Source organism: Gemmobacter sp. (assembly GCF_046292685.1).
Classification (GTDB): Bacteria; Pseudomonadota; Alphaproteobacteria; order Rhodobacterales; family Rhodobacteraceae; genus Wagnerdoeblera.
This window is the reverse complement of record NZ_JBKBQM010000012.1, coordinates 21,080-33,486: the sequence shown is the minus strand read 5'-3', so window position 1 is coordinate 33,486 and position 12,407 is coordinate 21,080. Positions and strand designations below refer to the sequence as shown.

Annotated in this window: 8 protein-coding genes; 1 reads left to right on the top strand and 7 read right to left on the bottom strand. The window is 68.8% G+C overall.

Annotation, left to right across the window (positions count from 1 at the left end; translation table 11 throughout):
- The first annotated feature begins 80 nt into the window (after positions 1–80).
- On the top strand, positions 81–2,789 hold the full coding sequence (locus ACK4S2_RS05195) for a S8 family serine peptidase (RefSeq protein WP_409621099.1): 2,709 nt from the start codon (positions 81–83) through the stop codon (positions 2,787–2,789).
- 96 nt (positions 2,790–2,885) lie between these two features.
- On the opposite strand, the gene ACK4S2_RS05190 is transcribed toward ACK4S2_RS05195, so the two are convergent.
- The 7 genes from ACK4S2_RS05190 to xdhA all read right to left on the bottom strand — a co-directional run bounded on the left by ACK4S2_RS05190 (position 2,886) and on the right by xdhA (position 12,294).
- Positions 2,886–3,974: a BMP family ABC transporter substrate-binding protein gene (locus ACK4S2_RS05190; RefSeq protein ID WP_409621097.1), complete on the bottom strand. Its 1,089-nt coding sequence runs from the start codon at positions 3,972–3,974 to the stop codon at positions 2,886–2,888.
- A 62-nt stretch (positions 3,975–4,036) separates the two neighbouring features.
- Positions 4,037–4,966: an ABC transporter permease gene (locus ACK4S2_RS05185; protein WP_409621095.1), complete on the bottom strand. Its 930-nt coding sequence runs from the start codon at positions 4,964–4,966 to the stop codon at positions 4,037–4,039.
- A gap of 1 nt (position 4,967) precedes the next feature.
- Positions 4,968–6,053 carry an ABC transporter permease gene (locus tag ACK4S2_RS05180; RefSeq protein ID WP_409621092.1) on the bottom strand — a complete coding sequence of 362 codons (1,086 nt, stop codon included), beginning with the start codon at positions 6,051–6,053 and terminating at the stop codon, positions 4,968–4,970.
- A complete protein-coding gene (locus ACK4S2_RS05175) occupies positions 6,050–7,594 on the bottom strand; it encodes an ABC transporter ATP-binding protein (protein WP_409621089.1) in 1,545 nt (514 codons plus the stop codon). The genes ACK4S2_RS05180 and ACK4S2_RS05175 overlap by 4 nt, the downstream gene beginning before the upstream one ends.
- The gene (gene xdhC / locus ACK4S2_RS05170; protein ID WP_409621086.1) at positions 7,591–8,532 is read right to left on the bottom strand and encodes a xanthine dehydrogenase accessory protein XdhC; all 942 of its coding nucleotides are present in this window, start codon (positions 8,530–8,532) and stop codon (positions 7,591–7,593) included. Before xdhC ends, ACK4S2_RS05175 begins: the two co-directional genes overlap by 4 nt.
- The gene (gene xdhB, locus ACK4S2_RS05165; protein WP_409621083.1) at positions 8,525–10,876 is read right to left on the bottom strand and encodes a xanthine dehydrogenase molybdopterin binding subunit; all 2,352 of its coding nucleotides are present in this window, start codon (positions 10,874–10,876) and stop codon (positions 8,525–8,527) included. The genes xdhC and xdhB overlap by 8 nt, the downstream gene beginning before the upstream one ends.
- On the bottom strand, positions 10,873–12,294 hold the full coding sequence (gene xdhA, locus ACK4S2_RS05160; protein WP_409621080.1) for a xanthine dehydrogenase small subunit: 1,422 nt from the start codon (positions 12,292–12,294) through the stop codon (positions 10,873–10,875). The genes xdhB and xdhA overlap by 4 nt, the downstream gene beginning before the upstream one ends.
- Positions 12,295–12,407 lie beyond the last annotated feature (113 nt).

Here is a 12,407-nt window from a genome sequence, read left to right as displayed (position 1 = left end):
CCTGCATCAGAGTTGCCGGGTGCTGCCTTGTCGAACGGCGGTCGAGCCTTTTTCGTTTCCTCCCTTCAATGGAGACATTCATGCAACCCGACCTGATGCAAGCACCGGCCACCGTTGGCCCGGACGGCGCTGTATCGTTGAGCGAAAACCCCGGGCCCGAAGCCCTGGCCGCGCTGCTGCCCTGGCCCGAACCGGGGTTGGCGCGCCTTGAGCCGGCAAGCGAGCCGGAGCGGCTTCGCAGCCAGTCCGAGCCGGTCGTGACGGTTCTGGCCGCCCGCCGGCTGGTGGCCGCCGACCCGGCCGATCTTCGCGTCGCGTCGCCCGAGGCATCGCCGGCGCGGGCTGCAACCTGCGCCGAAGACGTCACGGACCTTGCCGGCGCCGCGTTGACCGCCTTTCCGGGCAAGCGGTTCGACGCGGCCGCAACGGCCATCGAACGCAATTTCGCGCCTGCCGACCCGTTGTTCGGCAATCAATGGCACCTGCTCAATACCGGCCAGAACGGCGCCGTGCCGGGGGTGGACATCAATGTCACCCGCGTCTGGGACGAATTTACCGGCCGCGGCGTCACCGTCGGCATCTGGGACGACGGCATCGAATACACGCACCCCGATCTGATCGGCAGTTACGACCCCGGCCTGCACATCCTCATCAACGGCACCCCGCACGACCCGTTTCCCGCAAGCATCGATTCCAATCACGGCACCGCCGTGGCAGGGCTGATCGCGGCAGCCAACAACGGCATCGGCGGGGTCGGCGTGGCCTTCGGCGCCACCATCGCCGGGGTCGACATGTTCTTCGACCTGCCGACCGATGAGGAATATTACGAATCCTTCACCCGGCTGAACATGTTCGACATCACGAACCACAGCTGGGGCTATACCAAGGCGTTCGACAACAATATCCTGAACCCGGATTCGGCCGCCTTTTTCGTCGGTTGGAAGGACAGTGTCATCACCGGGCGCGGCGGGCTGGGTACGATCAACGTGACCTCGGCCGGCAACAACCGCCTGCAAGGCCGCGACGCCAACGATTCCAGCAAGAACGCGATGATCGAGACCATCGTGGTGGCGGCCGTCAGCCATGACGGTTATGTCGCGCGCTATTCCACGCCCGGCGCATCGGTGCTGATCGGCTCCACCTCGAACGGTGCCGCCGGCGCCGGGATATGGACCACCGACATCACCGGCAGCCTGGGCTACAACGACGGTTCGAACCAGCCGCTGCTGGGCGACGCCGATTATACAAGCCTGTTCGGCGGCACCTCGGCAGCGTCGCCGATTGCCGCAGGCGTGGTCGCGCTGATGCTGGAAGCCAACCCCGACCTCGGCTGGCGCGATGTGCAGACCATCCTGGCCGCCACGGCGCGGCACACCGGGTCGGCGATCAGAGCCGCGCCCACGGGGACCGAGCTTTACGCCTGGGCCGTGAACGGTGCGCGCACCTGGAACGGCGGTGGGATGCATTTTTCCAACGACTACGGCTTTGGCCTGATCGACGCGCTTGCGGCGGTCCGGCTGGCGCAAAGCTGGAAGCTGCAAAGCACCTCGGCCAACTGGAAGCAGGAGGTGGCCGCGACCTGGACCGGGGACATGGTGATTCCCGACGACAACATCGCCGGCGTCAGCTTCGATCTGAACGTGACCGAGGACATGGCGCTGGAACATGTCGAGCTGAAGCTGACCTGGCAGACCGGCACCGCCTTTACCGGCGACTACCTGATTACCCTGACCTCGCCCGATGGCACGACCTCCTACCTGTCGCGCCCGAGGAACGATGGCTATTCCGCGACCTGGAGCTGGGTCTTCATGTCGAACCAGTTCCGCGGCGAAACCAGCGTGGGCACCTGGACGGTGCATATCTCCGACCGCTGGCTCATGGAGGAATCGTCGATCATCGGGGCCGAACTGACCCTGAGCGGCGCGGAAAAATCGGTCGACGACATCTGGATCTTCACCAATGCCTACAGCGACCTCGCCGGCGGGGCCTTCGGCCATGCCACCGCGCTGGCCGATACCAACGGCGGGCAAGACACGCTGAATGCCGCCGCCGTGTCCGCGGCAACGCGCATCGACCTGAGCACGGGCACCGGCCAGATCGACGGCGTGGCTGTCACGCTTCAGGGGTTCGAGCATGCGATCGGCGGCGATGGCAACGACACGCTGATCGGCGATGCGCAGGACAACATCCTGCAAGGCGCGCGCGGCAACGACCGGATCGAAGGGCAGGGCGGCGCCGACCGGCTGGGCGGCGGGCAAGGCAACGACACGCTGGATGGCGGCGACGGCGGCGACCAGCTGGTCGGGCATGTCGGCAACGACCGGCTGTTCGGGGGCAACGGGGACGACACCTTGCAAGGCGGCATCGGCCACGACCGGATTCGGGGCGGCAATGGCAACGACCTTGTGCAGGGGGCGCAGGGCAACGACCTAGTCTTTGGCGGCAGCGGCAACGACACGCTGTATGGCGGCGCCGGCGCCGATACGCTGTTCGGCGGCGCGGGTCAGGACTGGCTTTACGATGGGGATGGGGCCGATCAGCTTTACGGTGGCGCGGGGGCCGATGTCTTTGCCTTGTCCACCGACGCTGCGCAGGACCGCATCCTCGACTTCGAACTCGGCAAGGACCGCCTGCTCATCATCGGTTACAACTTCGGCGACTTCAGTTTTGCCGACAACGGCCCGGGGTCGGTGCTGATCGGCTATGGCGCCGACCTGCTGCAGGTGGATGCCCTGGCCGGAGCGCTGACGGCAGCCAGCTTTGACGAAAGCGTGTTCATCTTCGTCTGACCCGAGACAAGGCTGCGCGACGCAAGGCCCGCAAAAGCAGACGCCCCGCCCTGTCGTCCGGGGCGGGGCGCGATGGCGGGGCGGATCAGCCGCGGATCACTTGGGGATCTCGCCCTTGATGCCTTCGACGTAGAACATCATGCCGGCCAGGGTGCCGTCATCGGCCACTTCGCCCTCCTTCAGCCAGGCCGAGCCGTCCTGCTTGTTGATCGGGCCGGTGAAGGGGTGGTAGGTGCCGGCGGTGATGGCGGCGATCATCGCTTCGGCTTCGGCCTTGACCTCGGCGGGGACGGCATCGGTGATCTCGCCGATCTGCACTTCGCCGCCCGGCATGCCTTCCCAGCTTGCGGCCTGTTCCCACTTGCCTTCCAGCAGCAGACCGACGCGCTTGACGTAGTAGGGCGCCCAGTTGTCGATGATCGAGGCGACGCGCGGGCTGGGCTTGTAGGCGGCCATGTCCGACGCCTGGCCGAAGCCGATCACGTTGCCGGCCTTGGCCGCCTCGGCCAGCGGGGCGGTGCTGTCGGTATGGGCGGCGATCACGTCGACGCCCTGTTCGATCAGCGCCTTGGCGGCATCGGCCTCTTTCGCCGGGTCGAACCAGGTATAGGCCCAGACGACCGACAGTTCGACCGCCGGGTTGGCCTTGCGGGCGTGCAGGAAATAGCTGTTGATGCCCTGGATCACCTCGGGGATCGGATACGAGCCGATGTAGCCGATCTTGTTCGACCTGGTCATCTTGCCGGCGATGTGGCCGATCACGGCGCGGCCTTCGTAGAAGCGCGCGTCATAGGTGGCGACGTTCGGATGTTCGCGCTTGAAGCCGGTGGCATGTTCGAACTTCACGTTCGGGAACTTGGCCGCAACCGTGTTGGTCGGGTCCATGTAGCCGAACGAGGTGGTGAAGATGATGTTGCAGCCCGACAGCGCCATCTGCGTCAGCACGCGTTCGGCGTCGGCGCCTTCGGGCACCGATTCCTGCCAGGCGATTTCCACCTTGTCGCCGTAGGCCTCTTTCACCGCCAGCGCGCCCTGATGGTGCTGGTAGGTCCAGCCGCCGTCGCCGATCGGCCCGACATAGACGAAGCACGCCTTGGCCTTGTCCAGCGCCTGCGCGCTTGCCATGCCGCCAAAGGCCAGCGCCGCCGCCAGTGCGGCCGTTGCAAGCAGTGTTCTGCGGATCATGTGGTCGTCTCCCTGTTGCTGCGGGTTCGTTCCCGCCGTTGTCCGGGGTTTTCCCCGTATCGTCAATGCGTCGCGTGGAAACTGCGCCCCAGCGCCGCCGGGGCGCCGGCCGCGCGCCTGCCCCGCGCCGAGATCAGCACAAGCACGACGATCGTGATGACATAAGGCGACATTGCCAGGTATTCGACCGGCACTTTCGCGCCCGCTGCCTGAAGATTGAGCTGCAGCACCGTGATGCCGCCGAACAACCAGGCGCCCAGCAAAAGCCGCCCTGGCCGCCAGCTGGCGAACACCACCAGCGCCAGCGCGATCCAGCCTGCGCCCGAGGTCATGCCTTCGGTCCACATCGGCACGCGCACGAGGCTGAGGTATGCGCCGCCCAGGCCCGCCATCGCCCCGCCGAACAGGATCGCCAGCACCCGGATGCGCACCACCTTGTAGCCGAGCGCATGGGCGGCATCGTGGTTTTCGCCCACCGCGCGCAGCACCAGCCCCGCGCGCGTACGGTTCAGCGCCCACCACAGCCCCGGCACCGCCAGCAGCGCCAGATACACCATCGCATCGTGGCGCAGCAGCACGGTTCCCACCACCGGCAGCTCCGACAGCGGGCCAAAGCCCAGCGGCGCCACCGCCGGCGGCTTGATCCCCACGTAGCCCTGGCCGATCAGCGCCGAAAAACCCAGGCCGAACAGCGTCAGCGCAAGGCCCGTCGCCACCTGGTTGGCCAGCAGGTATTGCGTCAGCAACGCGAACACCAGCGAAAGCCCCGCGCCCCCCGCCGCCCCCGCGGCAAAGCCCAGCACCGGGCTGCCGGTGCCGACCGCCACCGCAAAGCCGCAGATCGCGCCCACGATCATCATGCCTTCGACGCCCAGGTTCAGCACCCCGGCCTTTTCCACCACCAACTCGCCCAGACCCGCCAGCAGGATCGGCGTCGCCGCCACGATCAGCGAGGCGAACAGCACCGCCGGGTTGATTGCGCTCAGGTCCATGTCAGGCCACCTCGGGCCGGCGCAACCGCAGCCGGTAGTTGGAGGTCAGGTCGAAAGCCAGCAGAAAGAACAGCAGCATCCCCTGAAAAGCCTGGATGCTGGCCTTGGGCAACCCCAGCATGAATTGCGCCAGTTCCCCGCCGATATAGGTCAGCGCCATCAGCAGCCCCGCCAGCAGGATGCCCACCGGGTTGAGCCGCCCGAGAAACGCCACGATGATCGCCGTAAAGCCGTAGCCGCTGGCAAAGTCGATCGAGATCTTGCCCGAGGGGCCCGCCACCTCGAACATCCCCGCCATCCCCGCCAGCACGCCCGAGACGCCCAGGCAGGTCAGCACCAGCCCGGCGGACGACACGCCGGCAAACCGCGCCGCGCGCGGTGCCTGGCCGGCCAGTTTGATGTGAAAGCCCAGGATGTGCCGTTGCAGCAGCACGAAGGCGGTGATGACGGCGACAAAGGCCGCGACCACCCCCCAGTGCATCCCGGTGCCGGCGATCAGTTCGGGGTTCGACGCGGCCGGATACTGCGAAAGGTTCCGGCTGCCGGGAAAGCCGCCGCCATCGGGGTTGCGCAGCACCCCCAGCGCCATCGAGGCCAGCAGCGCCTGCGCCACGTAAACCAGCAGCAGCGACACCAGGATTTCCGAGGTGTTGAACCGCGTGCGCAGCACCGCCGGGATCATCGCCCAGACAAACCCGCCCAAGGCCCCCGCCGCCACCATCAGCGGAAAGATGTACCACCCCGCCGCAGGGTAGAAGGCCAGCCCCACCGCCGCGCCGCAGATCGCCCCGATGATGTACTGCCCCTCGGCGCCGATGTTCCAGACCCCGGCGCGGAACCCGAGGCTCAGCCCCACCGCAATCAGGATCAGCGGCCCGGCCTTGACCAGCAGCTGCGGGCGCGAATAGCCCGAGAACTGCGGGTGAAACAGCGGATCCCAGAAGATGGTGCGGATCGCCTCGAACGGATCCTTGCCCAAGGCGGCAAACATCAGCCCCCCCGCCACCATCGTGGCCAGCACCGCCAGAACCGGGGTGGCGGCGGTCCAGAACCGCGAAGGCGTGGGGCGTTTTTCCAGCCGGATCATGCGCTTGCACCCTGTTCCCGATGGTGGTGATGGGCCACATCCATGCCGTGCGCGCCCCCCATCATCAAGCCGATCTGGTCCACCGTCAGCCCTTGCGCGGGGCGGGGCGGCGTCAGCCGGCCGCCGTTCAGCGCGGCGAAACTGTCGGCGATTTCCAGCAACTCGTCCAGATCCTGGCTGATTGCCACCACCGCCGCCCCCTGTGCCGCCAGATCCAGCAGCGCCTGCCGGATGGCTGCGGCCGCCGCCGCATCCACGCCCCAGGTCGGCTGGTTCACCACGATCACCGAGGGGTCTTGCAGGATTTCCCGCCCGATCACGTATTTCTGCAGGTTGCCGCCCGAAAGCGCCCGCGCCGCAACATGCGTGCCGGGGGTGCGCACATCGAAATCGCGGACGATCTGCTGCGCAAAGCCTTCGACCGCCGCCCAGTCGATGAAGCCGCTGGTCAGAAAGCCCTTGCGCACATGCGCCGACAGCAGGGCATTTTCCGTCAGGCTCATGTCGGGGGCGGCGGCGTGGCCAAGCCTTTCTTCGGGCGCGGCCACCAGCCCCAGCGCGCGCCGTTCATTGGGGCCAAGGTGGCCGACCGGCACGCCGTCGATCTGCACCGCCTGCGGCGGCGAGGCCAGTTCGCCCGACAGGGCCAGCAGCAGTTCGTCCTGCCCGTTGCCGGCCACCCCGGCGATGCCCAGCACCTCGCCGCGCCGCAAGGTGAAAGAGACGTCGTGCAACGCCGTGCCGAAGGGGTTCGGCGAGGCGACCGACAGCCCCTGCACCTGCAAGGCCACCGCCCCCGGCGCCTTCTGCGCCCGTGCCGGCGGGGTCAGCACCTGGCCCACCATCAGTTCCGCCATCTCGCGCGCGGTGCGCTCGCGCGGGGTGCAGGTGGCCACCACCTTGCCGCGCCGCAGGATCGTGGCCTCGTCGCAGAGGCTGCGGATTTCCTCGAGCTTGTGCGAGATGTAAAGGATCGCCGTGCCCTCGGCCGACAACTGCCGCAGCGTCTGGAACAGGATGCCGACCTCTTGCGGGGTCAGAACCGAGGTCGGCTCGTCCATGATCAGCAGCTCGGGATCCTGCAGCAGGCAGCGGATGATCTCGACCCGCTGCCGCTCGCCGGCCGACAGGTCGCCGACCAGCTTCCCGGGGTCGAGCGGCAGGCCGTATTCCAGCGACACGGCGCGGATGCGTTCGGCCAGTTGCCGCATCGGCGGCGGGTTTTCCATGCCCAAGGCCACGTTTTCGGCGACATCCAGCGCCTCGAACAGGCTGAAATGCTGAAATACCATCGCCACGCCCTGCGCCCGCGCCTCGGAGGGCTTGGCCGGCGCGTAGGCCCCCCCCCGCAGCGACATGTGCCCCGAATCGGGGCGCACAAGACCGTAGATCATCTTGACGAGGGTCGATTTCCCGGCGCCGTTTTCCCCCAGCAGGGCATGAACCTCGCCGGGCTGGATCGCAAAGGAAACGTCCGCGTTGGCCACGACCCCCGGATAGGCCTTGGTCAACCCCTCGATCTTCAGCAACGGCACGGTCATGCAAGGGCCTTTCGTGTCAGGGCAGGGGCGGCGCGCATCAGTTCGGACGCAACCCCGATGGCAATGGCCTGCGGATGCTTGCCAAGGCCCGGATCGCCGATCGGGCAGACGATCCTTGCCACATCCGCCGGGGCATGGCCAAGCGCCGAAAGCCTCGACCGGAACCGCGCCCATTTCGTCGCCGACCCGATCAGCCCGCAACCGGCGAAACCGTGCTGCAAGAGCCGGTGGCAAAGCTCGAGGTCCAGCGCATGCGAATAGGTCAGGATCAGATGCTCGGCATCGGCGGGCGCCTCGGGCACCAGCGCGCCCGGGTCGGCGGAAATGCGCGGCACGACACCGGGGGGGATGTCGGCCGGAAAGCGGTCGGCGGCGGTATCGACCCAGGTCAGCGCAAAGCCCGGCAGCGGCGCCAGCACCGCCACCAGCGCCCGACCCACATGCCCTGCCCCCCAGATCCACAGCTTGCGGGCGGGCAGCGCCAGGGGCTCCAGCAACCAGCCGTCGGCCAGCGTCACCGCCGGCACCGCGCCGCGGTCGCGCGCCCGCGCCAGCGCACGGGCAATCGCCAGCGGCACCGGCGCCGCACCGGCAACCCGGCGCAGCACGCAGCCGTCCCGCAGCTCCAGCGCCGCCAGCGCCGGCGCATCGAACACTTCGGTCGCCAGCGTCACCGCCCCCCCGCAGCACTGGCCCAGTTCGGGCCCCAGCGCGTGGCGCGTGACGCATGCACCGCCCGCGCCCAGCAAGGCGCGCGCCGCCTGCGCCGCCTGCCATTCCAGCGCCCCGCCGCCGATGGTGCCCGACTGGCCGCCTTGCCACACCAGCATGGCCGCCCCTGCCTCGCGCGGGGACGACCCGGCAAAGCCCGCGATCACCACCCGCGCCACGCGGCCCTGCGCCGCAACCGCCGCCGCCAGCGCGGCCCGGTCAAACATCGCGGCCCTGCTGGCGGCGCACCGCGCGCAAGACCCGTTCGGCGGTGGCCGGCCCGTTCAGGTCGGGGTAGACCGACCCGTCGCCGCAAGCCGCCACCGCATCCGACAGCGCCATCAACGCCGAAATCCCCAGCATGAAGGGCGGCTCGCCCACCGCCTTGGAACGGTGGATCGTCGGTTCGGGGTTGGGCTGGTTGTAAAGCGCCACGTTGAACACTTCGGGCCGGTCGGCAAAGGCGGGGATCTTGTAGGTGCTGGGCGCATGGGTGCGCAAGGCACCCTTGTCGTCCCAGACCAGTTCCTCGGTCGTCAGCCATCCCGCGCCTTGCACATAGCCGCCTTCGACCTGCCCGATGTCCAGCGCCGGGTTCAGCGAGGCGCCGGTATCGTGCAGGATATCGGCACGCAGGATGCGGTTTTCGCCGGTCAGCGTGTCGATCACCACTTCGGTCACCGCAGCGCCATAGGCGAAATACAGGAAAGGCCGCCCGCGCCCGCGGGTCCGGTCCCAGCGGATGTCGGGCGTGCGGTAAAACCCGGTGGCCGACAGCGCGACGCGCCCCTGGTAACACAGGCTGGCCGCTTCGGCGAAGGCGTAGTCGCCGGCCCCCGCCCGCACCCGCCCATCGGCAAAGACCACCGCCTCGGGCGCCACCTGATGCAGTTGCGCCAGATGCGCCGCCATCCGCCCGCGGATCTCGGCACAAGCAGCCTGCACCGCCATGCCGTTCAGGTCCGACCCCGAGGATGCCGCGGTGGCGCTGGTGTTGGGCACCTTGGCCGTGTCGGTCGCGGTGATCCGCACCGCCGCCATGTCCACCCCGAACTCCGTCGCGGCCACCTGCGCGACCTTCTGGAACAGGCCCTGGCCCATCTCGGTGCCGCCGTGGTTCAGGTGGATCGACCCGTCCTGATACACATGCACCAGCGCACCGGCCTGGTTCAGATGCGTCAGCGTGAAGGAAATGCCGAACATCACCGGCGTCAGCGCGATACCCCGCTTCAGCACCGGGTGGCGGGCGTTCCAGTCCCGCACCGCCGCCCGCCGCGCGACATACTCCGACGAGGCTTCCAGCCGCGCCACCAGATCGTGCAGCACATAGCCGCGCACCGGCTGGCCGTAATGGGTGGTCTGCGCGCCCTCCATTTTCTGTCCGGAAATATCCCGGGGGGTCCGGGGGGCAGCGCCCCCCGGGGCTGCCGCGGGCGCCGCATAGAAGTTCGCGCGCCGCACCTCCAGCGGGTCGCGGCCCAGGGCATGGGCGATGTGATCCATCACCCGCTCGATCCCGGCCACGCCTTGCGGCCCGCCGAACCCGCGAAACGCGGTGGCGCTTTGGGTGTTGGTGCGCAGCCGGTGGCTTTCGATGCGGACATGCGGCAGGTGATAGGCGTTGCCTGCGTGCAGCATGGCGCGGTCCGCGACCGGATGGGTCAGGTCCAGCGCCCAGCCGGCCCGGGTGTAATGCGTGAATTCCACCCCCGACAGCCGCCCGTCATCGTCGAAGCCCGCGCGATAGTCGATGCGGAAGTCGTGGCGCTTGCCGGTGACCATCATGTCGTCGTCGCGGTCGTAGCGCATCTTGCACGGCCGCCCCGTCGCGCGAGCCGCGACGGCGCAGGCCACCGCCAGGTGGTTGCCCTGGCTTTCCTTGCCGCCGAAGCCGCCGCCCATGCGCCGGCACTCGACCCGCACCGCATGCATCGGCAGGCCGATGGCCTCGGCCACCTTGTGCTGGATCTCGGTCGGATGCTGGGTCGAGGACATGACATGCATGTCCCCCGCCTCGCCGGGGATGGCCAGCGCCGCCTGGCCTTCGAGGTAAAAATGTTCCTGCCCGCCCAGTTCCAGCCGGCCCTCGATCACATGCGGCGCCCGCGCCAGCGCGGCGGCGGCATCGCCCATCGTCCAGACCACCGGCGGCCCGAAGCGGCTGTCCGCCGCCAGCGCCTGTTCGACCGTCAGGATCGCGGGCCGTTCGGCATAGCGCACCCTGGCCAGGCGGGCGGCGCGGCGGGCGGCAAGGTGGCTGGTCGCCACCACCAGGAACATCGGCTGCCCGAGGAAATGCACCACGCCATCGGCCAGCACCGGTTCGTCATGCGCCGAAGGCGAGGCGTCGTTGGCAAAGGGCATGTCGGCGGCCGTCAGCACCGCCACCACCCCGGGTGCGGCGCGCACCGCGGCCAGATCCATCGCCACGATTTCGGCATGGGCCACGGTGGAAAGCCCGAAGGCCAGATGCAGCGCATTGGCCGGCAGCGGCACATCGTCCAGATAGCGCGCCTGGCCGGTCACATGCAGCGGTCCGGAATCGTGGGCCAGGGGTTTTGCCACGCTCATGCCCGCACCTCCAGAACGCTGGTGGCCGCTCCGGCCGTTTCGAGAAAACAGCGCCGGATCATGCCGCGCGCCGCCTCCATCCGGTAGCCGGCCGAGGCGCGCATGTCGGAAAGCGGGGTGAAATCCTGTGCCAGGGCGGTGCAGGCCGCCTCGATGGTCTTCTCGTTCCACGCCGCGCCCAGCAGCGCCGCTTCGGCTTGGATCGCACGCTTCGGCGTTCCGGCCATGCCGCCGAAGGCGATGCGCGCGCTTGTCACACGCCCATCCGCGACCGAAATGTTCAAGGCGCCGCAGACCGCGGAAATGTCCTGGTCGAAACGCTTGGAAAGCTTGTAGCAGCGCAAGCTATCGGGCTGGCGCGGGATGCTGACGGCCTCGACGAATTCGCCGGGCGCGCGGTCCTGCTTGCCGTAGGCGAGGAAGAAGGACTCGAGCGGGATCGACCGCCGGGCATCGCCGCGGCGCAGGTGCAACGTGGCCCCCAGCGCGATCAGCGCCGGCGGGGCATCGCCGATCGGGCTGCCATTGGCGATGTTGCCGCCGATGGTGGCGGCGTTGCGCACCTGTTCGCTGGCATAGCGGCGCAGAAGCCCGGCAAAGGAGGGGTGATGCGGCGCGATCGCGCGGCGCAACTCGGCGATGGTGGTGGCCGCACCGATGCGGATTTCGCCGTCCGAAACCGTGACGCCGCGCAGATCCTCGACCCCGGCGACGAAGGCCACCGGGCCCAGATCGCGCAGGCCCTTGGTGACCCAGAGCCCGACATCCGTCGCGCCTGCGACCAGCCGGCCTTGCGGATGGGCAAGATACCAGGCGGCGAGCTCGTCGGCGCTGCGCGGCAGGAAGGCAGGGGGGCTGTCTGCCCCCCTCTGGCCCGTGCCGGGCCATTCACCCCCCGAGGATATTTCGGTCAAGGTGAAAAGGGCGGCGGAATCGTCGATCCAGGCGGGGGCGGGGGCGGCCTCGGCGGCGCGGGCGGCGCGCAGGATGGGGGCGTAGCCGGTGCAGCGGCACAGGTTGCCGGCCAGCGCGGTGTCGTGGTCGGTTTCGCCGCTCAGGTGGTTGGCGGCCATGGCCACCACGAAGCCCGGGGTGCAGAAGCCGCACTGGCTGCCGTGGTGATCGACCATCGCCTGCTGGACCGGGTGCAGGGTGCCGTCGGGGGCCGACAGCCCTTCGACGGTGCGCACGGCCTTGCCCGCCAGTTGCGGCAGGAACAGGATGCAGGCGTTGAGGGCCCGGGTGCCGCGCGCATCGGTGACCATCACCGTGCAGGCGCCGCAGTCGCCTTCGTTGCAGCCTTCCTTGGTGCCGGTCAGGCCGCGATCCTCGCGCAGCCAGTCGAGCAGGGTGCGGGTGGGCGCAACGTCGCGCAGGCGCACCGGCGTTCCGTTGAGCAGAAACGCAAGCTCAGTCATGTGTCAGTTCCGCCGCGGTACTTCCCTGATGGCAGAGTTTCGCGCCCGTCCCGATGCGGCGTAAGTCCGGGCGCACTCCTTGGCCTCAGCAAAGCGCATCGGGTCCGGGTTTG

Bases quoted from the DNA above. Each gene is read 5' to 3' on its own strand.
- ACK4S2_RS05195 (WP_409621099.1), top strand. From the start codon at position 81: ATGCAACCCGACCTGATGCAAGCACCGGCCACCGTTGGCCCGGACGGC.
- xdhB (WP_409621083.1), bottom strand. From the start codon at position 10,876: ATGAGCGTGGCAAAACCCCTGGCCCACGATTCCGGACCGCTGCATGTG.
- ACK4S2_RS05190 (WP_409621097.1), bottom strand. From the start codon at position 3,974: ATGATCCGCAGAACACTGCTTGCAACGGCCGCACTGGCGGCGGCGCTG.
- xdhA (WP_409621080.1), bottom strand. From the start codon at position 12,294: ATGACTGAGCTTGCGTTTCTGCTCAACGGAACGCCGGTGCGCCTGCGC.
- xdhC (WP_409621086.1), bottom strand. From the start codon at position 8,532: ATGTTTGACCGGGCCGCGCTGGCGGCGGCGGTTGCGGCGCAGGGCCGC.
- ACK4S2_RS05180 (WP_409621092.1), bottom strand. From the start codon at position 6,053: ATGATCCGGCTGGAAAAACGCCCCACGCCTTCGCGGTTCTGGACCGCC.
- ACK4S2_RS05185 (WP_409621095.1), bottom strand. From the start codon at position 4,966: ATGGACCTGAGCGCAATCAACCCGGCGGTGCTGTTCGCCTCGCTGATC.
- ACK4S2_RS05175 (WP_409621089.1), bottom strand. From the start codon at position 7,594: ATGACCGTGCCGTTGCTGAAGATCGAGGGGTTGACCAAGGCCTATCCG.